A 24408-nucleotide genomic window follows, 5' to 3' on the forward strand; every position below is an offset into this window, starting at 1 on the left:
TCGCACCTTGCGCATTGGTGCCGGAATCGACCCGCGTGGTCGCCCCGGCTGAGCGATTCAGTCTGCTGGGCCCAGCCGAATCCGAAGCCATGCGTCGATGTGTTCGAGGGCGGCCCGTGCCATCGGCGTCGCGTGCCCGGTGAAGCCGTGGGGGGAAGCGGGATAAATTCGCAGATCGACCTCGACACCGGCGGCCGACAGCTCCGTGGCCATGGCGAGATTGTCTTCCAGGAGGATGTCGTCGCTGCCGATCACGATCAGGATCGGCGGTAGGCCCGCGGGCTCGGCGAAGAGCGGCGAGAGGTCGGGGTGTGTGCGATCCGGAGCGGTCCCCGCATAGGCGTGGAGAAAATACTCGTCGGCGATCCGGCGTCCGGCCGGCGTCTTCGCGGCGAGGTCATAAGTGCCGAACTGCAGCACCCCGCCGCCGAAAGCCGTGACCCCGCGGTCGCGCAACCGCACAAGCGTAGACAACGCCAGCGTCGCCCCCGCAGAAAAGCCACCGATAGCGAGTTTGGCTGTGCCAAAACGGCGTTCGGCATGCTCCACCAGCCACAGCGCCGCTGTCTCGCAGTCGTCGGGTGCGGAAGGCCACGGGTGCTCCGGAGCGAGTCGATAATCCACGCTGACCACTGCAATACCCAGCGCATCCGCAAGCCGCCTGTTGCGAACGTCGCTTCCGGCGGCCGAGCCCATGTAGAAGCCGCCGCCGTGGATTTCCAGGAATACGCCCGCCACCGGGGCACTGGCCGGCACGTGGATCCGGACAGGAACGCTTCGCCCATGCGCGCTTGCCAGTTCTGCGATTGGCCGTGGATCGCACTGCGCAGGTGCCGCCGCTCTCGCTCGGAATGCGAGCAGCTCTTCCCGACTGCCCGGCCCACGGCCAGCCGGCCGCCGGGCGTAGAAAGCGCGGGATTCATCGACGAGTGACCACAGTCCAGGATCGATCAGCGAGGGCAATTCGAAGCTCACAGGATAACTCTAGGATGCGCATCCGGCGAGCGAAGAAGAGAGGCCACCGTGGCGCGTTCGGCCTGGCAGGAGCAGTATGGAGGGATGAACGCTCCCAGCGCCGATAGTCCGGCGCAGGGTGGCCCCGTTGTTTCCGGTGCCCGCCTGCACCCGTGGAGCCGTTATGTGGCCCTGGGTGATTCCTTTACCGAAGGGGTAGGAGATCCGGAGCCTCGCAGCCCTGGGGGCTTGCGAGGCTGGGCGGACCGGGTCGCGGAAGAACTGAGCGCCGGACACGACGATTTCGCTTACGCGAATCTGGCGGTCCGCGGACGGTTGCTCCATCAGATCCTGGATGAGCAGGTCGGCCCCGCACTTGCCCTGCAGCCGGATCTGATCACTCTCAATGCCGGGGGCAATGACCTGATCTTCCGCAGAAGCGATCCCGACAAACTCGCCGTCCGGATGGACGCCGGCGTGCAACTCCTCGCCGCTGCCGGCGCAACGGTTGTACTGTTTGCCGGACCGGACTGGGGCGCTACGCCCGTGTTGGGACACACCCGCGCCAGGGTGGCCATCTTCAACGAGAACCTGCGCACCATCGCCGCACGCCACGATGCGGTAATCGCCGACCTCTGGGCCCTGCGCCAACTCACCCACCCACGAATGTGGGATCCGGACCGGCTGCACTTCTCCCCCTTGGGACAGCACACCATCGCAATCATGGTGCTGGATACCCTCAACGTCGCCCATGCCTTGGAACCGATGACACCGAAAGACCTACCCGGGCGCAGCTGGCGCGAAGCTAGGACCGATGACATTGTGTGGGCACGCGAGCACTTGTTCCCATGGGTGCTGCAACGTCTCAAACAACGAATCTCCGACGACGGGCGGCACGCAAAGCGGCCGGATCCCGGCCCCGTGTTTGGCGCCTGGATGCCCCCCGGAACGTTCGTGGGAAACGATCCGCCAAACTAGTCGCGAACTCTCGGGTCCTCGACCGCGGATGTGATGAGACCGCGTTGGTGCCGTCCACGAGGGAAGGATTCCTTGTAACAATCGTTACACTTTGCTTTGTGACTAGTGAACAGCGCACGTCCTGGCTCGTGATGATCGTCCAGGTTCCCTCCCAACCCTCCAGGCACCGGGTAGCCGTTTGGCGGGAGCTTCGCCGTTTCGGCGCGGTTCCCGTGGGGCAGGGTGCCTGGACCGCCCCGGACGTTCCGGTGTGCAGGACGGGTGCCGAGAGGGCCCGTGAGCTGGCTCGGGCCGGCGACGGAGAACTCGTTTTGCTGACGACGAACGCTGACGACGCCGATGCCGCCCAGCTGCGCAGGCTTTTCGAAGCGGCCAGGGCCGATGAGTGGGCCGAGTTCACGGCGGACTGCGGCAAATTCAACGAAGAAGTTGCCAAGGAAATCGCGAAGCGCAAGTTCACCCTGGCCGAACTGGAGGAAGAAGAGCAGAGCCTGGAGAGGCTTCGCCGATGGTTCCGCAGCAACCGCTCCAAGGCGGTCTTCGCCAGCCCGCTGGTCGATGCGGCGGAGACCGAACTTGCCCGGTGCGCCGCGGTTCTTGAAAAATTTTCAGATCTTGTCTACCTTCAGGTGCACCAGTGAGCCCCACCAGGACCGCCCGGGAGATCCACGGGCATACCATTCCTCTCTACGCAGCGGGTTTCGTGACTGCTTTCGGGGCCCACAGCATTGCTTCAGGAATAGGGGCCCAGAGCGGGAACATCGGCCTGAGCCTGCTCAACCTAGGCATCCTGCTGGCCGTTTACGATCTGGCCGAAGTGTTTCTCAAGCCCGTCTTCGGTGCCCTCAGTGACCGGATAGGCGCCAAGCCGGTCATCGTCTGGGGCCTTCTGGCATTCGCCGGTTTCTCGCTGTTGGGGTTGTGGGCGGCGGACCCGCTCCCGCTGGGCCTGACCCGTCTGGGCCAGGGAGCAGCCGCAGCGGCATTTTCTCCTGCTTCATCGGCCACCGTGGCACGACTGGCCGGCGGCAGGAACGCAGGGAAATACTTCGGCCGGTACGGATCCTGGAAAGGCCTCGGCTACGTCCTCGGCCCGCTCCTGGGAGCTGGCCTGATCCATGTCGGGGGCTTCGCGCTGCTCTTTGCGGTCCTGTCAGCCCTCGCGGCGGCCACCGCTGTATGGGTAGCGGTGAGCCTGCCACGGTTCGAACCCGTTCCCCGGACCAGATACACCGTCCTTGACCTCGCCCGGCAGATCACCGAACGGAGCTTCCTCGTGCCGACGACTGTACTGGCAGCGTCCACGGGCGCACTAGGCGCGGCCATCGGGTTCCTGCCGGCCCTCGCCACCCGTCACGGGCTCGATCCCGTTGCGGGGACCGCCGCCGTAAGTGTCCTGGCCATCGCTTCGGCCATCATCCAGCCATGGATCGGGAAACGACGTGACCAGCAAAGGATCGGCGACACGGCGGGAATAAGGGCCGGGCTGCTGCTCTCCGCCGCGGGCGTCGGAATCGTAGCCCTCGCCCCGGGACCCCTCACCGTGTTCATCGCCGCCCTCCTGATCGGGGCCGGGGTCGGAACGGCCACCCCGCTCGCGTTCGCCCATTTGGCCGACAACACGCCCCACAGCCGGATGGGCAGGACCATGGGCTCTGCCGAGCTCGGCAGGGAACTCGGTGACGCAGGCGGACCATTGATAGTCGGAAGCCTCGCCACCCTGGGCGGACTGCCATTGGGCCTGGGTGCACTCGCCATGCTCATAGGCGCATCAACCGCACCGCGTCTCGATCGCACCAAATAGGCCATCAAGCCGCGGCCGGGCAAACGCCAAAGGCCCCGGCAACCGCCAGGATACCGGCGCCTTCCGGGTAGGGCTACTCGGACTTGACATTGACGGCAACCAGCCCCTCGCTCACGCTTGAAGCATGGCCACCAAACTATCCGGAGTGATCCTCGGGACCTTCCCGCAGCTGCGCTTCGAACCCACCGCCAAGCGGATCCGCGCGAGCCTGGGCGGGAACACCGTCGTCGACACCCTGCACGCGTGGCTGGTCTGGGAGCCGAAGCGCATTACCCCGATTTTTGCCGTGCCGGAGGCTGAACTTCTGGCAGAGCTGACACCGCCCGGCGGCCCAGCGGCCGACGTCCCGGAGCTCGCCGTCAGGCTGTCCGCAGACTCACTCCCGTCGCTGGATCCGCGCACGGGGTTCGGCCGGCACACCACCCCCGGCGAACAGCTGGATGTCGTGACAGGGACGACGACGGCTGCCGGAGCCGCGTTCCGCCCGGACGACCCAGACCTGGCCGGGTATGTCGTCCTGGATTTCGCCGCCTTTCAGTGGAGGGAAGACGACGAGGAGATCATCGGACACCCCCGCGACCCGTTCCACCGCGTGGACATCCGGGCGTCATCCCTGTCGGTCGAGGTCTCCCTCGACCAGGTCCCACTCGCCAGGACAAACGGCGCGCAACTCCTGTACGAGACGCTCCTCCCCGTCCGTTACTACATCCCGCCTGAGGACGTGCGGCTGGACCTCATGGAGGAGAGCCCCAAGAGGACCGTGTGCCCTTACAAGGGCGAAGCCCGCTACTGGACCTACCCCGGCACCGAGGACGGCAGGAATGTCGCTTGGAGCTACGACCGGCGCTTCCGCGACGCCGCGCAGATCCACGGGCTGGTGAGCTTCTTCAATGAAAGGGTGGACCTGACGGTCGACGGCGTCCTGCAACCCCGGCCGGTAACGCCTTGGTCGCGGCCGCAGGGACCTGGCTCGCTGCTTCGAGCCGGGCGTGCTGGTCTGTTTCGCGGACGGTAAGGCCGGACAGGCCCAGGCCGACGGCGATGAACGCGGCGCCGAGCAGGAACGGGGCCGGCCGCAGTCCGTAGGTGGCGGCGACGTAGCCGGTGGCCAGGGCAGTGCCCGCGACGCCGAGGTAGCCGGAGGCTTCGTTCAGGCCCATGGCCAGGCCGCGGCGGGAGGGACCGACGAGGTCCATTTTCATCGTCACGGTGGTGGACCAGGTCAGGCCCTGGCTGATGCCTAGGACGATGTTGGCCGCGACGTTCCATGCCCAGGACGGGCCGAAGATCAGAAACAGCCCGAACGCCAGGATGTAGGTCAGGGCGGAGGTGTGCTTGTCCAGGTGGAAGACCTGCCCGGCGAGCAGCGGCAGCACCGTGCGTTCCTGCCCAGCGTGCCGCCGACGAAGGCGTTGACGGCGACCAGGAGGATGAACTGGGCCAGATTCTGCCGCAGCCCCAGGACAGGAGGTTCCGTTGTCCGGTTAGGGTTGCTGCTCGGTTTCACGGGTCCGGGTGTCGGCTCAGGAGGCGGGGCTGACGGTGCGGGACCGGGCCCAGAAGATGACGGGGATCAGCAGCAGGGCCAGGACCCCGCCGGCTATCGACAGGACCGCGTAGCTTGTCTGGGCCATGACGAGCCCTGACATTGCCCCGCCGCCGGCACCGGCGACGGCGATCAGCACATCGACGGCTCCCTGGGTGCGGGCCCGGTTCGCCGGGACGGTCGCGTCCACGAGCAGGGCGGTTCCGGAGATCAGTCCCAGGTTCCAGCCCATGCCCAGCAGCGCCAGGGCCAGGATGAGCAGGCCGAGGGAGTCCGCCGGGGCCATGGCCGCGGTGAATCCGGCCGCGAGCAGGGTCAAGCCGGAGGCGATGGCCATCGGGGTGCGGCCGATGCGGTCCACGAGGATGCCGGTGAACAGGGAGGGCAGGTACATCGATCCGATGTGGATGCCGATGACGAGGCCGACCTCGGAGAGCGGGTGGCCATGGGCGCGCATGTGGACCGGTGTCATGGTCATGATGGCGACCATCGCGACCTGGGTGAGGACCATGACGGCGGCCCCCACGTACACTCCGGTGCCGGGCTGCCCGGCGGGCCGGGGCGTGCCGGCCGGGCCGGGAGCCAGTGTGGAGGACTCCAGTTCCCTGGCGAGCAGGAAGGGATCCGGGCGCAGCAGGGTGAACAGCACGGCTCCGGCGGATGCGTAGGCGGCCGCGGCGAGCAGGAACGGACCGGCGAGGGCGGGAATGCCCAGGCTCGCGGCGAACCGGCCCAGCACGTCGACCAGGTTCGGGCCGACCACGGCGCCGAGGGTCGTGAAGACCATGGCGATGCTGACCGCGGTGCCGCGGCGGGAGACCGGGGCGAGGTCGGTGCCTGCGTAGCGTGCCTGCAGGTTCGTCGCGGTGCCCGCCCCGTAGATGAACAAGGAAATAAAGAGCAAGGGGATACTGTCGATGACGGCTGCGCCGACGACGCCGAGGGCGCCGAGGGCTCCGGCGGCGAAGCCCAGAGCCAGCCCGGTCCGGCGGCCCAGTCGCTGGGTGGTGGCTCCGACAAGGAATGCCGCCAGCGCCGAGCCGAGGGTGAACAACCCGGCGGGCAGGCCGGCGGCGCCGTCCCCGCCGAGCATGGACTGGGCGAGCAGCGCGCCGACGGTGACCCCGGCGGCCAGGCCTGCCCCGCCCAGGATCTGGCTGGTCGCGACCACGATCAGGGTCCGGCGGTGAAGGGATTCCTGCACGGCTGCGTCAGCGCGGATGCGCGCCCCGAGCAGCGCCATCTGCTCACGCGGTTGCATCGAGATCCACCTCGCGGGTTGCCCGCCACTCGATGATGCCTTCATCCATGGCCATCGCCGGGATGTCCCTGACCGTCAGCCACGCCGCGGCGTCCCTGGCGAGCCTGCAGAACTCGCCGCGGCAGTACACGACCACGGGCTTACCGGCCGGGATCTCACCAACACGGTCCTGCAGCTCCGCCAGGGGAATGGACACCGCTCCGGGGAAATGCGCCGCCTCGTACTCGGAGAGGGGGCGGACATCGAGGACTGTCATGCCGGAGGTGACGTCGGCCGGATCGATGGTCCTGACCGGAGGCTGGGCGCCGCCGGGTGCGAAATAGGTTGCCAGCGCGTCCCGTAGGGCGGGGGAACGCAGCATTCCCACCCGCTTGATGGCCAGGTACATCTGGGCCACGTCATCGCCGGCAAGCTGGTACAGGATGGTGGTCCGCACCCGCCGTGTCCGGACCAGGCCCGCCCGTTTCAAGAGCTGCAGGTGCGCCGAGACCGTGGTCATCCCCATCCCCAGCATTGTGGAGAGCGTTTCCACGGGGTGCTCGCCCTGGGCCAGGAGCTCGATCAGCTCCAGCCGTTTACCGTTCGACACCGCCTTGGCGATGCGGGCCAGCTGATCGAAGACTTCCAGCTTCTCCTCGCCCGAAGGCGTAGTCCATGACTCCATGGAATAACACAATACGCCCGGAGGGTGATCCGGGAAGGGGCCCGCTTGAAGGAAATCCGGTGAGCTCAGGCCGGCGCTATTCCTTGCCCGTGCGCACGGTCAGGGGGTATCGGAAAGGTCTTCGGGGCTGAGGCGGAAGCGCACTCGGCGCAGCAGGCGACGGATTCGGGCCCGGCACCATGCCCTGGTCCCGCGGCGGTCTCCATCGCCTGGCCTGGGGCTGCGGTGCCAACGGTCACTGCCGTGTCCGGGTCCGCAGCGGCCGGTGCGCAGCAGTCATCCAGGGCTGGCCGGTCGGCTCCGGGGCCGGCCTCGGTCGTGGTCCCGGAGTGTCCGGCATAGGCGACGGCGCAGCACGCGTCCCCGCGCCAGGCGTTGATGCCTTCGCGGACGGCGATCGCCGCGATGGCCAGGGCCGCGACGGGGTCCGCCCACCACCAGCCCAGCGTGCTGTTGAGCACGAGCCCGGCCAGCAGCACCGCGGAGAGGTATGTGCACAGCAGGGTCTGCTTGGAATCGGCCACCGCCGTGCGGGAACCCAGTTCCCGCCCGGCGCGGCGCTGGGCCCAGGACAGCACGGGCATGATCCCCAGGCTGAGGGCGGCAATGATGATGCCCGGGGTCGAATGCTGCGGCTCGCCCGCACCGGTCAGTGCGCGGGCGGCGTCAGCGGTCACGAAGGCGGCCAGGGCGAAGAAGGACACCGCGATGATGCGAAGCGTCAGGTGCTCGCGGCGTTCCGGGTCCCGGGCGGAGAACTGCCAGGACAGAGCCAGGGCGGAGGTGACTTCGATGACCGAGTCCAGGCCGAAGCCGATCAGCGCGGAGGAATCCGCGACGCCGCCGGCCCAGAGCGCGGCGACGGCCTCGATGAGGTTGTAGCTGATCGTGGCAGCGGCGAACAGGCGGATGCGCCGGCTCAGCACCGCCCGGCGGCCGTCCGAAGAGGCCAAGGTGGTTGCGGTGCTCATGCCAGGCAAGTCCCGTCCGGGGCGCAGCAGGCCGGGTCCACGGCGAGCACCACCCCGAGCAGGTCCTTGATTGCCTGGCCCAGCCGGGGGTCCGCGAGTACGTACCGGGTCCGTCTCCCGTCCGGGACGGCCACGACGAGCCCGCAGCCGCGCAGGCAGGCCAGGTGGTTGGACATGCTCTGCCTGGACACCTCCAGGGAGTCGGCTAGCTCGGACGGGTAGGCCGGCGCGCCGGCCAGGGCCAGCAGGACCCGGGCCCGGGTCGGGTCCGAGACCGCGTAGCCGAAACGGGCAAGCACCGGGGCATGGGTGAGGGTTTCCATGACGAAACAGTACATCAGACTCTGTATTCAGAGGATGCTGTATTCCGGTTTCGTTATCCGGGGCTGCGCGGAGCGTACATGATGACCACGACGCCGAGCAGGCAGATGACTGCCCCGATGATGTCCCAGCGGTCCGGCCGGAAAAGCTTCAAACTGCCGAGGGCATGGTGAAGTCCCCGCCGCACTACGCGCTCCGGGCCATACGACGCCCTCCAGAGCGGCCACGCAACCTCTGGTTTGGAAGGGAGGCCCGGGTGTACGATCCCGGTACTGTGTCGTCGTACCGGGAGAAAACAATGTCTATCTCAGAGCAATCTTTGGCGGCGTTTCGAGACTCCTTCGGCGGCGAGGTCTTGGCTCCAGGAGAAAATGGCTATGACACGGCCAGATCAGTATGGAACGGCGACATTGACCGGCGCCCGGCACTGATCGTCCGGCCAACGGACGCTTCACAGGTGGCAGCAGCGATCAGCTATGCCCTAGCCGAAGGGGTTGAGCTTTCCGTGCGGGGCGGCGGGCACAGCTACGCGGGCCACTCGGTTTGCGACGACGGGCTGATGATTGACCTGAGTGCCATGAACGCCGTGAGTGTTGACCCGCAGTCCCGCAGAGCCCGTTGCGGCGGCGGCACTACCTGGCTCGAGCTTGACGCGGCGACTCAGGAGCATGGGCTCGGAATGACCGGCGGGTTCATCAGCCACACGGGGGTGGCGGGTTTGACGTTGGGGGGCGGAATGGGCTGGCTCACAGCCCGGACCGGGCTGAGCTGCGACAGCCTTGTCGCTGCGGAGCTGGTGACCGCAGACGGACGCGTCGTCACCGCCTCGGAGAAAGCGAATCCGGATCTCTTCTGGGCCTTGCGGGGCGGAGGGGGCAACTTCGGGGTGGTCACCAGCTTTGAATTTGCCCTTCATGACGTTCCACCGCTGGCCCAATTGGCCTTGTTCTTCTGGGATCCCGAGCACGGAAAGGAAGGCCTGCGGTTCAGCCGCGATTTCGTAGCGACCTTGCCTGACACCATGGGCTCCCTGATCGCCGGCTTGAGCGCACCGCCTGCGCCGTTTGTTCCCCCGGAGTACCAAGGACAGCCTGGTTTTGTACTGGCGGTCGTCGGATGGGGCACCGCGGAGGAGCACGAATCCGTCCTTCAGCCTATCCGGCGGATGACACCCCAGCCCCAGTGGCAGATGCTGTCCCCGATCCCTTACGTCCAGCTGCAGCAGATGTTCAACGAAAGCGCCCCGTGGGGCACCCAGGCTTACGAAAAGGCCCTGACCCTAGATGATCTGAGCAACGATGCCATCGACGTCTTTGCCGACTTCCTGCCCCGCAAGGCGTCCCCGTTGTCGTTCGTCCCGGTTTTCCCGCTAGGCGGCGCGTTCGCCCGGACCGCGGATGCGGACAGCGCGTTCGGCGGCAGCCGGGGAGCCAAATGGGTCTTCAACATCTCCGCAGCCTCCCCCACGCCCGAGATGTTCGACGCGGACCGGGCCTGGGTCCGTGAATTCTGGGCGGCGATGCGGCCTTACGCAGCCGGGGCGGGGACCTATGTGAATTTCCTGTCCGACGCCGACGACGAAGACCGGGTCAGGGCCTCCTACGGGGCAGAGAAATACGATCGGCTCGCCCGGATCAAGACTGAATGGGACCCCGGCAACGTGTTCCACCGAAACGCCAACATCCGCCCGGACAGCGGGGCGGCCAGAACCCCGGCATGATGAGACCGCAGCTCACCGTCACTCTGACCTGGCCGCCAGGAGACACAGGACAAGTCCATGCCCGCCGACGCAGTCCCTGCCTCAGCACGTTCCGGCATGCGAGGCTTAACACCGCTGCAGAGTGAGTTCAACTCATGGAGACGTTTCTCCGCCTCCGACCAAGTGGAGTGGGTCCGGCCCAGCTGATCAACCGGCCTCACGCCAGACTCTGGGAGAAGATCGCGGCGTTGATGTCCGATGATTCGCCAATCGCTGTCTGATCAACCACCATGGCCTGGGGCTGACCACGACCTTCAAGCACACCGGTTGGGGCGTGTTGTTTTGCCCGGGGCCGCCATTGAGTTCACCAGCCGGCGGGCATAAAGTCGGCACGAAGCATCATCGGCACTGCAGGAACCGGGGACATCATGGATTCGGCGAGCGAACGCCGGCGGGGGGACGGCCAGGAGCGTTTCGTCATCGATCTGGCCGGGGTTGGGCCCGGTATGCTGCCGGTTGTCGGGGGAAAGGCGCTGAATCTTGGGATCCTCGCCGCTGCCGGGCTGCCGGTGCCTGGCGGGTTCTGCCTGACGACGGCGGCCTACCGGACGGTCGTAGCGGACCTGGACGGGCTTGGCGCAACGCTCGACGCAATGCGCCCGGGGGTCCCACCGGACCTGCTCGAGGCCTCCGCACGTACGCGCGCACTCATTCTGGATGCCGCGGTTCCAGAGCCTGTGGCCGATGCGCTCCGAGCCGCTTACGCGGAATTGGGACGCGACGTGCCAGTCGCCGTACGATCTTCCGCGACCGCCGAAGACCTTCCCGAGGCCAGTTTCGCTGGCCAGCAAGACACCTTTTTGAATGTTGCCGGCATGGATGCCCTCCTGGATGCGGTCCGGCGATGCTGGGGTTCGCTGTGGACGGACCGTGCGGTCGCCTATCGTGCCGCGAACGGGATCGGGCAGGGCGAGGTCGGAATCGCCGTCGTCGTCCAGCGGATGGTGCAGGCCGAGGCATCGGGTGTCCTGTTCACCGCGAACCCGGTAACCGGCACCCGCAGGCAGGCCGTGATAGACGCTGGCCGGGGGCTCGGGGATGCGGTGGTGTCGGGCGGCGTCAACCCCGACCATTTCGTGTTGGACACCTCCAGCGGCCGGGTGCTGGAGCGTCCGCCAGGGAGCCAACGTGGACAGGCGAGCGCTGTCGGGAGACCGTGCATGACGGACGCGCAGCTGGGTGAGCTGTCCGCATTGGGCGCCGGCGTTGAGGATATTTTCGGCGCTCCACAGGACCTCGAATGGGCCGTGGACGCGGCAGGGAAGATCTGGCTGACCCAGTCAAGGCCAATCACCACGCTGTATCCGGTGCCGGAGGGCGTGGATCCGGCCGCAGGAGCCCGCGTTTTCCTGTGTGCCAGCCTGGCCCAAGGACTCGTCCGGCCGATCACGCCGATGGGGCTGGCCCTGTTCCAGCGCCTGAGCACCGCCAACGACAGCGGATGGCAGATGCCAGGGGCCGGGCTGCGGCCATACGTGGACCTGACCCCGGTGGTCCGAAGCAAGGGCGGCCGGAGGACCTTGCTCAGGACGTTTCGAGTTGCGGAGGCACGGTCCGCCGGGCTCCTGCACACCCTCTACGACGATCCGAGGTTCTCCGTGGTCCGGGGATCCCGCACCCCGAACATCTTTGCCGGGGACATCGTCAGGCAGCTGATCCAGCTGCCGTCCCGGCTGGCCGAGGCCGCATGGCGGCCGGAGGCAGCGCTGCAGCGCGTGCGGAGATTCGCGGACGAGCTAGAGAAGCGGCTGGAATTTGGCGAACCAGCAACCGCGGTGCAGCGCATGGACTATGTGGATCGCGTCATGCCCGGGGCCTTTGCGAACGCGGTGCCGAAGGTGATCGCGGCGCCCGCCGCCGGGTTTGTGCTGTTGGGTGTGGCCCGATGGTTGCTGCGCGGAATAGCCGCGCCCGGGGAACTGCAGGCAGTTCTGCGCGGCCTGCCCAATAACGTCACCACGGACATGGACCTGCAACTGTGGCAGCTGGCCACCAAGGTTCGTTCTGATCCAGCCGCCACCGAGGTCCTGGCGGCGGAGCCAGCAACTGAATTGTCCCGTCGGTACGCCGCAGGCACGCTTCCGCCGGTTCTGCAGGAAAGGCTGGGGGCGTTTCTAGGGCGCTTTGGCCACCGGGCAGTCGCGGAGATCGACTTGGGGATGCCGCGCTGGGGGGAGGACCCGGCGCATCTTCTGGGCGCCATCGCCAATTACCTGCGGGTCACCGATCCGGAGCAGGCTCCGGACGTCCAGTTCGCGCGCGCCGCCGCCCAGGCAGAGGAGAAGGCCGCGGATTTGGTGGCCAGGGCTGCCCGGCGCGGCAGGCTGCGGGCGGCGATTGTTCGGTTGGCGCTGCGCCGGGCACGGCAGCTGTGCGGGTTGCGCGAGCAGCCCAAATACTACCTGGTGGTGATTCTTGCGGCGCTGAGGCGGCAACTGGCAGCCGTGGGCGCGGAGCTCGCCCGCTCCGACCGGATTGCCGAGGCAAGCGACGTCTTCTTTCTCCAGCCGGACGAGGTGCGGGTGGGGCTGCGTGGAGCGGATCTGCATCAGCTGGTGGCCGGCCGACGGCGTGTCTACGAGCGAGAGCTGCGCCGCCGGTACATTCCGCGGCTATTGCTGTCCGACGGCACGGACGTGGAGGCCGCGGCGGCCCGAACTTCAGGACTGGCGGTGGCGGAAGGGGAGCCTCGGCGGCTGGTGCTCTCTGGCAGCCCGGCGTCTGCCGGCATCGCCACCGGCAAAGCTAGGGTGATCCTGGACCCGGTCGGCGCGCACCTGGAGCCGGGCGAGATCCTGGTGGCGCCGTCGACGGACCCCGGCTGGACGCCGTTGTTCCTTACCGCCGGGGCATTGGTCATGGAGATGGGCGGAACCATTTCGCACGGGGCGGTGGTGGCCCGCGAATACGGCATCCCGGCTGTCGTCGGCGTCCCCGACGCCACCCTGCGGCTCGTTACCGGGCAGACCATCACCGTTGACGGCGCCGCCGGAACCATCACCCGCGCAGATGAGGACAATAGCTGAGGAGCGCCGCTTAAAACGGCCTCTTGCGACCTGCCCGCGACAAGGCCTCAGCAAGGGGACCCTATTCCAGGCTTGTCGCTCGGCAACATGCCACCATCCAGCAGGCTGCCGGAACAAAGGGCCTCGAACAGCGCATCGACGCCCTCCAGACGGCCCTCCGGACCCAATCGTCGGAACTCGAGCGCCTCGAAGCAGGGAACGCGGAGCAACAGGCGATGGCTCGGCTCCGGCCTGAACGGCATCGGCCGAACAACCGGTGACCTCGTCACGGAAACCGACGCGAAGGCCGTTTTAGACGATGTCGCCCACCCGGATACCGGCGCTCCGATGGGCCGGGCACACGGCCAAGCCACCATCGTCCAAAACAATAGTGGGCAAACGTTACTCGGCACGCTGTCGCCGGATTTGACCTCACGTTCAGCGTCCCCAAGTCCGTCTCCGTGCTCTGGGCGCTAGGCCCCACCTTCAGGAAGACCGTCGGAACACTGCTGGAGGCTTCGTCAGGAGTGGCTGCCGCTTCCGCCCAGCTTGGCCACTCCAGCGAGAACGTGACCAGGAAGCACTACGTCCAGAAGACGCACGAGGCACCTGATAACACCTCGCTGCTCGAGGCGTTCGGTAACTAGCTCGATTCGTTTCCGGTGGGTTTCCGGTGGATGGCCACCTGAGAACGTCAAAACGAAAGAGCCCCTGACCTGCGTTTCCGCAGTTCAGGGGCTCTTTTCAGGTAGGGCTACTCGGACTTGAACCGAGGACCTTAGGATTATGAGTCCCGCGCTCTAACCAGCTGAGCTATAGCCCCGAGTCACCGGGGACGCTTTGTCAGCGTCCCCGGCCAAAACACTCTAGCAAAACAATTCGGCTCCTGATGCCAAGCAGGAGCCTACGCCGCGCTCGTGTGGCTAGATGACCTTGTCCTCATAGCTCGCCCCGCGGTAGAGGTCCTCGAACGTCTGCAATGTGCCTTGGATGCTGTGCGGCTCCACCATGGCGCGGCTGGCCTTGCCCATGGCTTCGAGTTCGCCGGCCGGCAGGCGGAAGAGCTCGGTGATCCGGGCTGCCAGTTCATTGCTGTCCCCTGGCGTGAACAGATGCCCGTTCTCGCCTTCACGCACAAGGTGCGGCAGGGCCATCGCGTTGGCGAGAAGAACCGGAGTCGACGCCGACATCGCCTCGAGCGTCACGAGGGACTGCAGTTCGGCGGTTCCGGGCATGCAGAACAGGTCCGCCCGAATGTACGCCTTCCTCAGGTCCTCGTCGCTGGCGAGGCCCAGGAACCTGACCCGCTCGCCCAGGCCCAGGCGCTTGGCTTGGGCCTCCAAAGCGGCACGGACCTCTCCGCCGCCGACGATTTCAAGATGCACATTGAGTTCGGCGGGTGTTTTGGAGACGGCGTCGATCAGGACGTTCACATGCTTTTCTTCAGCAAGGCGGCCGACGAAGAGAACGGTGGGGTTGGCATGCGGCTCGATTTCTTCGCCCGGCGCAAGTTCGTAAGCCGCCGCGTCAATACCGTTGGACAGAGGCAGGACCTTGCGGAGGAAGGCGTGCTGGTGCATTGCCTTCGCGGCCAGCGGCGTGGGAGTAGTGACGACATCGGCCTGGCCCATGACCTTGCCCATGTCTTTCCACGAGACCCGCCCGATGATGTCCTTGAACCACTGCGGGAACGGCAAGAACGGGTTCAGGTTTTCGGGCATGAAGTGGTTGGTGGCGATGATCCGGATGCCCCGCTTCTTCGCCTCGTAGAGAACATGTTCGCCGATCATGTAGTGGCTTTGGATGTGAACGACGTCGGGCTTCACCTTGTCGAAGAGCATCCGAATGTCGTTCTTGATTTCCCAGGGGTAGCAGATGCGAAAGTACTCGTGCGTAAAGACTCCGTGGGACTTCAAGCGGTGCACGGTGCCTTCATCCCCGAACTCGGTGAAGCTCTTGCCGTTGTCCGCCCGGCAGGCCAGCACATGGACGTTGTGCCCCCGCGCCTTCATGCCTTTGGCAAGCCGGTACCCGAACTGTGCAGCACCGTTGACCTGCGGGCGGTAGGTCTCCGCCGCGATCAGGATGGTGAGGGGTTTGTTGGTTTCGGGAACAGTCACGTGGAGAACTCCTGATGGTCACGGTGCGAACATCGCAAAACGTTTGGCCCTGCGGTGTCTTCGCCGGTTGCCTGCCGCGGGTGTGCGGGGCACGGTTGTCGAACTTTGCCCTAGGCCTTCCGGCTTGCAGCCGCCTTCGCGTCACGTTTTCGCTTGGTGACCTCGGGATGGTGCCGGCTCAGGGCAATAACCCCCACGATAGCAAGGGAAGCGGCCACGGCCATGCCGATTGCAAGCACGGCGTGGACATCGGGACGAAGCTCACCCAAAATTGCGATCCCGATGGCAATTCCGACAATGGGGTCCACCACAGTCAGCCCTGCGATCACCAAATCCGGTGGCCCACCGGAGTAGGCACTCTGCACGAACCACGAACCAAGCCCGCCGGCAGCGGCGATTGCCACCACCGTGTACCACTGAACGTTAAGCAAAAAGTGCCCGTTCGGGTCCAGCAGGTGCCGGCCGATGATGCGCGTCAGCACCGCGACGAATCCGAACAACACCCCGGCTCCCAGGATGTACACGAAAGCACTCAAGCGGTGCCGGAACATGACAGCCAACGTTCCAAAAAGCCCGACGGCGAGGGTCAACAGGAGCACGATGGTTATTTCGTCCTCGCCGCTGACGTGGTGGTTCTCCTGGGTGGCGTTGACAGCCAGCAGGACGAACATCGCCGAGCCAGTCACGCAAGCAGAGATCGCCACCACCGTGCCGCGATTGATTGCAAGTCCCTGGTCCTTGGCATTGACCACCGTGGTGATGACCAAGGCGATGGCTCCGATGGGCTGCACCACCGTCAAGGGTGCCGACACCAAGGCGATAGCGTTCATCCCCATGCCCAAGGCGAGCAACAGCAGGCCGAGCATCCACCGCGGATTTCTGAGAAGCCTCAAAAAACCCTTGGAACTGAGGGCGAGGCCGCCGGTATCGGCCTTAACCGCGCTGCCCTGGCGCTGGGCGCCAATGGCAAGGCAAAAGGCGCCAAGCACCGCAAGAAGGACTGCGAACCAGGCCATCAGCTGCGACCGCCGTCGTTGGCTTTGAGTTCTTTGCCCTTACGCAGGATTGCCCAGAAATAGTTGTAGGCCGCCACCCAGTGCCCCAGCAGACCCAGGCCCAGGCAGATCCATGCGATCACGAAGTACACACCGGTGTAGGGAATCGCGAGCCTCGAGAGGACCAGAAGAGGCGTGCCCAGCAGCAGGAACGCGGTCCTGATCTTGCCGATCCGGCTCACCGGGAGGTCGGGGTGGCTATGGAAATAGAACAATGACGCAGTGGCAAGCACGACGTCGGGCACCACGAGGGCGGCCAGGTACCACCAATCCACCACACCGGCGATGGCGAGCGTGACAGCGACGGCGATGAGTGCCAGGCGGTCCGCGACGGGATCGAGGATGCGGCCCAGTTTGGAGGTCTGGTTGAAACGCCGCGCGACGTAGCCATCCACCCAGTCAGTGCCGCCCATGATGGCGAGAACCAGTACGGCGAAACCGTATTCTCTTTGCCACAGCACCAGCCACACGAACAGCGGGACGCCCATGAAGCGCAACACGGTGAGGAAATTTGGGACGGTGAAGATGAGATCGTGGTCGATCTGTGGCTGGCCCGGGCGTGCGCCTGCACCGATGAACCTCACCTGTCCCCCTTTCCGTAGTTCGCAGCTGACGCTGCTGCTTGCCGTCCCGATTACTTCTTGAACAGCTTCCGCAGTCCTACTGCGGCCACCGTGGCGGAAGCGGCGAAGAGAAACAGCTCTTTCCAGCGCGCGGCGAGCCGCTCCGGCAGCCCGGCAGGAACTTTCTCACTGAAATCTGCGAGCTTGTCGGCAGCGAACCGGCGTCCGTCGTCGAACTTTTGCCCGGCAACGTCGCGGAGGACCTTTCCCTGGGTCTTGACGTCGAGCTCGACGCCGAGCTGATCGCGAACGTCGGCGAGGTGCTCGCGGCGCTGCTCCAGACGGCGGAGCAGCTCAGCTTCGCTTGGGGCGGGGGGTTGCTCTGCTTTGTGTGCTTCTGCCTTGGCGGCTTTTTCAGCCTTGGCTTTCTCAGCTGCGGCGGCTTTCGCTGCCTCCGCTGCCTTGTAGGCTTCCGACGAGGGGTCGAGGATGCTGGCATCGAAGGAAGTGCCCTCCTTGACTATGCCGAGATCGTGCTTGATGCCGCGGATGGTCTTCTCAGGCACAAGCGGCATGGCGCCTTTGAACCCGCGGAATGCCACGAGTGCCCCGATAAGAATGATCAAAAGGAACGCCGCCGCAACCACAAGCGCAGCCAGCCACGGTGGCATGACCGTGGCCAGGCCCAAGATTGCCGCCACAACCAGGGCGATGACGAGCAAAGAGAGAAAGATCAGCGCAACGCCAGCGAAAGCGCCGGCAACACCCAGCTGTTTGCCTTTGCCCTTAAGTTCAAGCTTGGCCAGGCTGATTTCGTCGTTGAGCTGCCGCGGCGCGAGCCGGGCTGCAAGTTTCAGGGTGTTCGGCAATGCCGAAATGCCCGGGCGTTGGCCAGCCCGGCCGCTGTGACGTCCACTCATAGGTTCCGCCTCACTGCTTCCATCTTGCTCCTACCCGGCTCCGGCACGGAGACGAATACAGCCGCCCACGCGCACCTGTCCACAAAACTACCATTCAGCTTCAGCCTCAACTTCCGGGGCGGTCCTGCGGCGCGCCCCAGCCATCGCTGATAAATATGATCTGTCGCACATAGGATTGATAATCGTGAACACTCCCCCTGTACCGGGCGATTCCCTTAGTCGACGCGAAAAACTCCTCTACATCCTGCTACTTGGCGCATTGACCGCCTTGGGTCCATTCACAGTGGATCTCTATTTGCCGGCGTTTCCCGCGCTGGAGCATCATTTCGACGTGTCAGCGGCTGCGATCCAACTCACACTCACCGGCACAACGGTGGGCTTCGCCATTGGCCAATTGATGGTGGGTCCGTTCAGCGACAAATTCGGGCGCCGCATGCCCTTGATCCTGGCAACGGCCCTGCACATCGGGTCTTCCCTCGGCGCCGCGCTGTCCACGGACATCAGCACCCTTGCCCTTTTCCGCGTCCTGATGGGCGTCGGTGCAGCCGGCGGTGGCGTAGTGGCCATGGCGATGGTCCGGGACCTCTTCGCGGGCTACGCCATGGTGCGGATGTTCTCCCGCATGTCGCTGGTGAATGGCCTGGCGCCTATTTTGGCTCCTATCATCGGTTCACAACTGCTGTTGGTGATGCCATGGCCCGGGATCTTCTACTTCCTGGCGAGCTACGGAATCCTCGTGTTCATTGCCGCGGTTTTCCTTATCCGGGAAACGTATCCTGCCGAACTCCGCCGGCAGACGACGTCGACGGCGGGCCAGCGTTACAAGGCCGTGTTCGCCGACCGGATTTTCGTTGGGATGCTGCTCGTAGGCGGCTTCAACTTCGGCGGACTGTTTGCCTACCTGTCCGCGTCCACTTTCCTGTTCCAACAGGTCTACAACTTTTCCCCGCAGGAATACGGCCTGCTGTTCGGTGTCAATTCCTTGGGCATCGTCGCTGGCGTCCAGATCAGCTCCAGGGTCATCCGGCGGGTGGCACCCCAATGGATCATGGCGTTCGCCACGGCCTGGATGCTGCTCATGGCCCTTTTGATTGTGGTGTTCGATCTGCTCGGCTTCGGCCTATGGGGCGTCATGGTCCCGTTGTGGTTCTACATCCTTGCCACCGGGTTCATGTTCCCCTGCGTCCAGGTGATTGCCCTGGCCAACCATGGCGCGCAGGCCGGAACCGCGGCCTCCTTGCTGGGTGCCTCGAACTTCCTGATGGCCGGCATCATCCCGCCCGTGGTTGGCTGGCTGGGCGTCGGTTCTGCCGTTCCTATGGGGGCCGTCCAGGCTGTGTGCCTCGCAAGCGCCGTGGCGGCCCTCTGGCTCGTCGTGCGGCCCCGGTCGGTCCCCTCCATCCACTAATCCGCCCATCCACTGATGCGGCTGTCCCCTGATTCGAGAAGCCCGGGCGTCGGCACGGAGAAGTAGGCTCAAACCATGACGCGCAAACCGCACCGCAACGGCAGGGGACTTTTCCTCGGAGCGGTGCTTGGCGCCGTCGTCGGCTTCCTGCTGGGCCGTGGGGCCGGAAACCCTGTGTTCGGAGCGCTGCTGGGCGCCGTCGTCGGTTCCGCAATCCTCTACCGGATCAATCCCGGGCCATGGAAACGGGACTAAGCAGGCCTTCCGTTGCTTCGAGGCCTGTTGCCGGTCATGGCCCGGCGATAAAGTTGAGATGTGCCCCGTTGGCAGGAACTACAGCCTATTCCAGCCCCATGGCAGCGCAGGGATGATGGCATCCTGCCGCTGTGGTGGGATCGTCTATGCACCGTGACAAGTCCGCAATCCGCGGCACTTTACGCGGCCGGGCTCTTCACCGAGGACCGCCGCCGGCCGATTGCGCAGTGGTTCAATCCGACAAACGGCGCGGCCCTGCTCGTGGCTCCGGAGACCTCCCCCGAATGGCCCGTCCAACGCTTCGGAATCTTTTACGCCCCGCCTGGCGGCGGATTCACCCGCGTCCACTCCGCCGCCCACGAATGGCACCCGCGGGAGCCGAGGACGCCGCCCACCGAAGATGACGCCTTCCAGTCCGCCGTGGCCGAGGCAGCGAGATTCCTTCAAGTGGAAATGGATTTCGTTTGACGACTTGGCGATGAGAATCTGCCCATTCGGGCAATTGCGCAAAATCAGACAAACCGAGACAAAAAACAGGTCCCGCACCAATAAAACCGGTGCGGGACCTTTGCGCTCCTCCGACTGGACTTGAACCAGTAACCCTTCGATTAACAGTCGAATGCTCTGCCAATTGAGCTACGGAGGAATGAAGCGGTTATGACTTTAGCAAAGGTTTTGCCTCAAGTGAAATCGAGCCCCGGCCCCCACGGGAAGGGCAGCAGAATACCCCTCCCGGGTATCGCCAAATGCCGCGGAGCCGACGCCCTCACCGAGGATAGGATAGTCCGACGCGCCTGAGGCGCATACGTAGAGCCTCCGAAGCGCATCCGTGACGGAAAGGAACAGAAGGAAGCATGCCTAAGAACTGGTCAGCCGAGGACAACGTGACGGAAGTTGCCGAGGACGTCTTCTTCGTCCAAGGGCCTGCCGTCAACTGGACGATCCTCAAGCGGGGCAAGGAATTCACCCTCATTGACACGGGCTATCCCGGGAACTGGCCATTGCTCCAATCGAGCATGAATTTCCTTGGGCTGGCTATGGAAAATGCTGCCGGAGTTCTCCTGACGCATGGTCACTCGGATCACATCGGCAATGCCGCCAGAATATCCGCGATGGGTATTCCGGTATTTGCGTCCCAGGCGGAGTTGCCGAACATCCGCCGGGAGGTCCTGGAACAAGTCACCGTCAAAGATCTTGGATCGCGGATCCTCCGCCCGAGGGTCGGCGTGTGGGCGGTACACGCCATCCGCTCGGGGGGCCTGTCCGACGTCGCGGTCCCGGGCGTCGCCGCGATGACCCAGGACATTCTCGACGGGCTCTCGGGATCTCCCCGAATCGTCCCCACGGGCGGGCATACCAGCGGCCACGTGTCCTTCTTCGTCCCTTCAGCCAAGGCCGTGGTCACCGGGGACGCGCTCGTCACGGGCCACGCCGTCAGTCCGGTCCACGGTCCGCAGTTGTTGCCCGCTGTCTTCCATCACCGTCCGGCGGAGACCTTGGCCAGCGTTGAGGTGCTTAGGCAATTGGGCGCTGAGACCATCCTGCCGGGTCATGGGCCGATGGTGAGCGTGCTCGACGGGGCAATCGAGCTCGTCTCTGAGGGAAGGTACTCGCCTTTCGCTTGAGTCGGCGGCCTTGGGGCCGGATACGCGCATCGGAGCCTGAGTGGACGAGCGGGAGACCGGGTCTAAAACGGGTACCACCCACTCTTAACCCGTGCGATGGATAGCCAATAGGCTCCGGACCTGGGGATTCTGACCCGGTCTGTTCAGAAAAAGGGGAAGCCGATGCGGCTCCTGACCATACTGTTCCGGCGGCCCACTTGGTTCCGCTGGGCCACGGCCGCGTCCGTGCTGTTTTTGCTGGGCTACTCCGCTGTCTACTTGGCGCCTGCCGCGCGTGCGGCACTTCCGAAAACAATCATCAGCCTGACCTTCGACGACGGCAATGCCGATCAGCTCCCGGCCGAACAGTTACTGAAGTCGCTCGGATTGCACGGCACCTTCTTCATTACGACCAGCTGGATCGATAATCCGTCATGGCTCACCCGTGCCAACCTGAACAGCATCGCCGCGGATGGCAACGAGATCGGCGGCCACACCATCACCCACCCGGACCTCACCACGTTGTCCACTTCGGCCGCAACCAACGAGGTTTGCGGCGGGCGGACCACGCTCGCCAGCTGGGGATTCAACGCCACCGATTTCGCCTATCCCTTCGCCGCCGAAAACTCTTCCGTCGAGCAAATCGTGAAGAATTGCGGGTTTGCGAGTGCGCGCAATTTGGGTGATATCCGTTCGCCTGCGAGTTGCTCGAGCTGCCCCTTCGCGGAAACCCTCCCCCCGGCCAATCCCTACAACACGGCGGCACCGGACGAAGTCGACAGCACGTGGACGCTGCAGAACCTCGAGGACCTGGTTACGAACGCGGAACCAGGAGGGGGCTGGGTCCAGCTGACCTTCCACCACATCGCGGTCGGAACAGATCCCACTTTGACTATCGATCCCAATCTCTTCAAGACTTTTGTCACATGGCTGGCTGCGAGAACGGCCAACGGAACCACGTCAGTTCAAACGGTCGCCCAGGCCCTGGGCAATGTGCCCAACCAGCCCCCGGTAGCCGCCTTCACATCCTCGACGGCGGGTCTGACAGCCACGTTTGACGGTTCGACTTCGACCGATCCGAACGGGACCGTGGCCTCTTACAGCTGGGACTTCGGCGACGCCTCCGCGGCAGGCACCGGCGTGAAGCCATCGCACACTTACGCCACAGCAGGAACGTACCAGGTGAAGCTGACGGTGACCGATAACTCCGGCCTCACGGGGAACGTCACGCACGCGGTGACTGTAGCTGCCGCCGCGACCGCGCCTGCCGCACCGACGGGTGTCAGCGCGACGGCGGGCAACGCTTCGGCGTCCGTGTCGTGGACGGCGCCGGGCAACGGCGGGTCCCCGATCACTTCCTATGCGGTGACGCCTTCGTCCGGGGGCACGGCCTTGGCTCCGGTGACGGTTACCGGGAATCCGCCCTCGACGACCGCGACCGTCACCGGACTGACCAACGGCACGGCCTACACGTTCACGGTCACCGCCACGAACGCCGTCGGGACCTCCGCGCCCTCCGCGGCCTCGGCCCCCGTCACCCCGACGGCCCCGACCGCACCCGCCTCACCGACAGGTGTGAGCGCGACGGCGGGCAACGCCTCCGCAGTGGTGTCCTGGACGGCGCCGGCCAACGGCGGCTCCCCCATCACTTCGTATGCGGTGACGCCTACCTCCGGGGGCACGTCTCTGGCTCCGGTGACGGTTACCGGGAATCCGCCCTCGACGACGGCGACCGTCACCGGGCTGACCAACGGCGCGGCCTACACGTTCACGGTCACGGCCACGAACGCCGTCGGAACCTCCGTGCCCTCCGCGGCCTCGGCCCCGGTCACCCCGACGGCCCCGGTTCCGGGCGTTGTCAACGGCGGGTTCGAATCCGGGCTCAGCTCCTGGACCACCGGCGGCGCCAGGGCACCGGTGGCCTCCGCCGTTGCCCACACCGGCACCGGCTCCGCGCTCCTCGGATTGGCGTCGGGGGCCGAGCCGCTCGGGGACAGTTCCCTGTCCCAGATGATCACCGTCCCCGCCGCCGGGACCTCCACCCTGTCCTTCTGGTACCAGCCGCACACCGCCGACGAGACCTGCACCGGCACCGCCTGCCGCTACGACTGGATGGAAGCGCAGGTCCGCACCACCAGCGGCACGGTCCTGGCCAGCCTGTTCAAGCTCTGCAGCGACTCCGGCACCTGGACCCAGCTCAGCGCCAACCTCTCCGCCTACAACGGGCAGAGCATCGTGCTCTGGTTCAACGTCCACCTCGACGGTTCCAGCCCGGCCGATGACACCTGGATGTACCTGGACGACGTGGCCCTCACCAACACCCAGACCAACCCCACGGCACCCGCCGCCCCCACCGGGGTCACCGCGACCGCGGGCAACGCCTCCGCGGCCGTGTCCTGGACCGCCCCGGCCAACGGCGGCTCCCCGGTCACCTCCTACACCATCACCCCGCACGCCGGCGCCACCACCCTGGCCCCGGTCACCGTCACCGGGAACCCGCCCGCCACCAGCACCAACGTCACCGGCCTGGCCAACGGCACCGCCTACACCTTCACCGTCACCGCCACCAACGCCGTCGGCACCTCCGTTGCCTCGGCGGCCTCGGCACCGGTCACCCCCACCGGAACCACCAGCTCGGCCATCACCAACGGCGGCTTCGAATCCGGACTCAGCTCCTGGATCACCGGCGGCGTCAGGGCACCCGTGGCCTCCACCACCGCGCACACCGGCACCGGCTCCGCGCTCCTGGGCCTGGCCTCCGGGGCGGAACCGCTCGGCGACAGCAGCCTGTCCCAGACCATCACCGTCCCCGCCACCGGAACCACCACCCTGTCCTTCTGGTACCAGCCCCACAGCCAGGAAGACCCCTGCACCGGCAACACCTGCCCGTACGACTGGATGGAAGCACAAGTCCGCACCACCACCGGCACCACCCTGGGCAGCCTCTTCAAACTCTGCAACAACAACGGCACCTGGACCCAGCTCACCGCCGACCTCACCGCCTACAAAGGCCAGACCATCACCCTCTGGTTCAACGTCCACCTCGACGGCTCCACCCCCGCCGACGACACCTGGATGTACCTCGACGACGTCACCCTCACCACCCGATAGTCGCCCTCACGATCAGGTAAACGAATCAGACGCCAAAAATCCCCGCCCTCTACTGGGGACGGGGATTTTTGAGCAACGGTGCAATGGGTCTTCAGGTCATAAAGCACCC

The 24408-nt window shown here is 65.7% G+C and carries 21 protein-coding genes, 2 tRNA genes and 2 pseudogenes; 12 read left to right on the top strand and 13 right to left on the bottom strand.

Going from position 1 to position 24408, the window contains the following annotated elements:
• Positions 1 to 57 precede the first annotated feature (57 nt).
• Positions 58 to 975, bottom strand: coding sequence for an alpha/beta hydrolase (locus tag ACSVHC_RS03585; protein WP_439180587.1), 918 nt, complete (start codon positions 973 to 975; stop codon positions 58 to 60).
• An 84-nt stretch (positions 976 to 1059) separates the two neighbouring features.
• Between ACSVHC_RS03585 and ACSVHC_RS03590 the strand changes: the two genes are divergently transcribed.
• From ACSVHC_RS03590 to ACSVHC_RS03605, 4 genes are all read left to right on the top strand, one after another.
• Complete coding sequence (locus ACSVHC_RS03590) at positions 1060 to 1932, top strand: SGNH/GDSL hydrolase family protein (protein WP_437773052.1); 873 nt, start codon at positions 1060 to 1062, stop codon at positions 1930 to 1932.
• 98 nt (positions 1933 to 2030) lie between these two features.
• Positions 2031 to 2573: a Chromate resistance protein ChrB gene (locus ACSVHC_RS03595; protein ID WP_437773051.1), complete on the top strand. Its 543-nt coding sequence runs from the start codon at positions 2031 to 2033 to the stop codon at positions 2571 to 2573.
• Positions 2570 to 3736, top strand: coding sequence for an MFS transporter (locus ACSVHC_RS03600; protein ID WP_437773050.1), 1167 nt, complete (start codon positions 2570 to 2572; stop codon positions 3734 to 3736). Before ACSVHC_RS03595 ends, ACSVHC_RS03600 begins: the two co-directional genes overlap by 4 nt.
• A 124-nt stretch (positions 3737 to 3860) precedes the next feature.
• Positions 3861 to 4751: a DUF427 domain-containing protein gene (locus ACSVHC_RS03605; protein WP_439180588.1), complete on the top strand. Its 891-nt coding sequence runs from the start codon at positions 3861 to 3863 to the stop codon at positions 4749 to 4751.
• On the opposite strand, the pseudogene ACSVHC_RS03610 reads toward ACSVHC_RS03605, so the two are convergent.
• The 6 genes and pseudogenes from ACSVHC_RS03610 to ACSVHC_RS03635 all read right to left on the bottom strand — a co-directional run.
• A pseudogene (locus tag ACSVHC_RS03610) lies at positions 4687 to 5198 on the bottom strand (MFS transporter); the annotation flags it as partial. The gene ACSVHC_RS03605 and the pseudogene ACSVHC_RS03610 sit on opposite strands and share 65 nt — an antisense overlap.
• A 61-nt stretch (positions 5199 to 5259) precedes the next feature.
• A complete protein-coding gene (locus ACSVHC_RS03615) occupies positions 5260 to 6543 on the bottom strand; it encodes an MFS transporter (protein ID WP_437773048.1) in 1284 nt (427 codons plus the stop codon).
• Positions 6530 to 7207, bottom strand: a complete 678-nt coding sequence (locus tag ACSVHC_RS03620) for an ArsR/SmtB family transcription factor (RefSeq protein ID WP_437773047.1) — start codon at positions 7205 to 7207, stop codon at positions 6530 to 6532. Before ACSVHC_RS03620 ends, ACSVHC_RS03615 begins: the two co-directional genes overlap by 14 nt.
• Before the next feature lie 65 nt (positions 7208 to 7272).
• Entirely contained in the window at positions 7273 to 8178 is a 906-nt protein-coding gene (locus ACSVHC_RS03625; protein WP_439180589.1) for a cation transporter, read from the bottom strand.
• The gene (locus ACSVHC_RS03630) at positions 8175 to 8501 is read right to left on the bottom strand and encodes an ArsR/SmtB family transcription factor (RefSeq protein WP_437773045.1); all 327 of its coding nucleotides are present in this window, start codon (positions 8499 to 8501) and stop codon (positions 8175 to 8177) included. Before ACSVHC_RS03630 ends, ACSVHC_RS03625 begins: the two co-directional genes overlap by 4 nt.
• A 53-nt stretch (positions 8502 to 8554) precedes the next feature.
• Positions 8555 to 8644 (bottom strand): annotated as a pseudogene (locus ACSVHC_RS03635) (YnfA family protein); the annotation flags it as partial.
• Between the two features lie 153 nt (positions 8645 to 8797).
• Here ACSVHC_RS03635 and ACSVHC_RS03640 point away from each other — a divergent pair.
• The 3 genes from ACSVHC_RS03640 to ACSVHC_RS03650 all read left to right on the top strand — a co-directional run bounded on the left by ACSVHC_RS03640 (position 8798) and on the right by ACSVHC_RS03650 (position 13910).
• Positions 8798 to 10219: an FAD-binding oxidoreductase gene (locus ACSVHC_RS03640; RefSeq protein WP_437773044.1), complete on the top strand. Its 1422-nt coding sequence runs from the start codon at positions 8798 to 8800 to the stop codon at positions 10217 to 10219.
• 407 nt (positions 10220 to 10626) lie between these two features.
• The gene (locus tag ACSVHC_RS03645) at positions 10627 to 13284 is read left to right on the top strand and encodes a PEP/pyruvate-binding domain-containing protein (RefSeq protein ID WP_437773043.1); all 2658 of its coding nucleotides are present in this window, start codon (positions 10627 to 10629) and stop codon (positions 13282 to 13284) included.
• A 440-nt stretch (positions 13285 to 13724) separates the two neighbouring features.
• The gene (locus ACSVHC_RS03650) at positions 13725 to 13910 is read left to right on the top strand and encodes a hypothetical protein (protein WP_439180591.1); all 186 of its coding nucleotides are present in this window, start codon (positions 13725 to 13727) and stop codon (positions 13908 to 13910) included.
• Positions 13911 to 14012: 102 nt separating this feature from the next.
• On the opposite strand, the gene ACSVHC_RS03655 is transcribed toward ACSVHC_RS03650, so the two are convergent.
• From ACSVHC_RS03655 to ACSVHC_RS03675, 5 genes are all read right to left on the bottom strand, one after another.
• A tRNA-Ile gene (locus tag ACSVHC_RS03655) sits at positions 14013 to 14086 on the bottom strand.
• Between the two features lie 100 nt (positions 14087 to 14186).
• Positions 14187 to 15383, bottom strand: a complete 1197-nt coding sequence (locus tag ACSVHC_RS03660) for a glycosyltransferase (protein WP_437773041.1) — start codon at positions 15381 to 15383, stop codon at positions 14187 to 14189.
• Between the two features lie 110 nt (positions 15384 to 15493).
• Positions 15494 to 16399 (bottom strand): DMT family transporter, encoded by a 906-nt coding sequence (locus ACSVHC_RS03665; RefSeq protein ID WP_437773040.1) that lies wholly within the window; start codon positions 16397 to 16399, stop codon positions 15494 to 15496.
• Entirely contained in the window at positions 16399 to 17022 is a 624-nt protein-coding gene (locus tag ACSVHC_RS03670) for a CDP-alcohol phosphatidyltransferase family protein (protein WP_437773039.1), read from the bottom strand. The genes ACSVHC_RS03665 and ACSVHC_RS03670 overlap by 1 nt, the downstream gene beginning before the upstream one ends.
• 50 nt (positions 17023 to 17072) lie before the next feature.
• A complete protein-coding gene (locus ACSVHC_RS03675; protein WP_437773038.1) occupies positions 17073 to 17921 on the bottom strand; it encodes a phage holin family protein in 849 nt (282 codons plus the stop codon).
• 178 nt (positions 17922 to 18099) lie between these two features.
• Between ACSVHC_RS03675 and ACSVHC_RS03680 the strand changes: the two genes are divergently transcribed.
• The 3 genes from ACSVHC_RS03680 to ACSVHC_RS03690 all read left to right on the top strand — a co-directional run bounded on the left by ACSVHC_RS03680 (position 18100) and on the right by ACSVHC_RS03690 (position 20052).
• The gene (locus ACSVHC_RS03680) at positions 18100 to 19329 is read left to right on the top strand and encodes a multidrug effflux MFS transporter (protein WP_437773982.1); all 1230 of its coding nucleotides are present in this window, start codon (positions 18100 to 18102) and stop codon (positions 19327 to 19329) included.
• A gap of 75 nt (positions 19330 to 19404) precedes the next feature.
• Positions 19405 to 19584 carry a glycine zipper domain-containing protein gene (locus ACSVHC_RS03685; RefSeq protein ID WP_059387861.1) on the top strand — a complete coding sequence of 60 codons (180 nt, stop codon included), beginning with the start codon at positions 19405 to 19407 and terminating at the stop codon, positions 19582 to 19584.
• Positions 19585 to 19644: 60 nt separating this feature from the next.
• Positions 19645 to 20052, top strand: coding sequence for a hypothetical protein (locus ACSVHC_RS03690; RefSeq protein ID WP_234750734.1), 408 nt, complete (start codon positions 19645 to 19647; stop codon positions 20050 to 20052).
• 105 nt (positions 20053 to 20157) lie between these two features.
• Here ACSVHC_RS03690 and ACSVHC_RS03695 read toward each other — a convergent pair.
• Positions 20158 to 20230 (bottom strand) — tRNA-Asn (locus tag ACSVHC_RS03695).
• Between the two features lie 208 nt (positions 20231 to 20438).
• Between ACSVHC_RS03695 and ACSVHC_RS03700 the strand changes: the two genes are divergently transcribed.
• The gene (locus ACSVHC_RS03700) at positions 20439 to 21209 is read left to right on the top strand and encodes an MBL fold metallo-hydrolase (RefSeq protein ID WP_439180592.1); all 771 of its coding nucleotides are present in this window, start codon (positions 20439 to 20441) and stop codon (positions 21207 to 21209) included.
• A 162-nt stretch (positions 21210 to 21371) separates the two neighbouring features.
• The gene (locus ACSVHC_RS03705; RefSeq protein WP_439180593.1) at positions 21372 to 24299 is read left to right on the top strand and encodes a fibronectin type III domain-containing protein; all 2928 of its coding nucleotides are present in this window, start codon (positions 21372 to 21374) and stop codon (positions 24297 to 24299) included.
• Positions 24300 to 24408 lie beyond the last annotated feature (109 nt).

It is taken from the genome of Arthrobacter sp. KNU-44 (assembly GCF_051843155.1).
GTDB lineage: Bacteria > Actinomycetota > Actinomycetes > Actinomycetales > Micrococcaceae > Arthrobacter.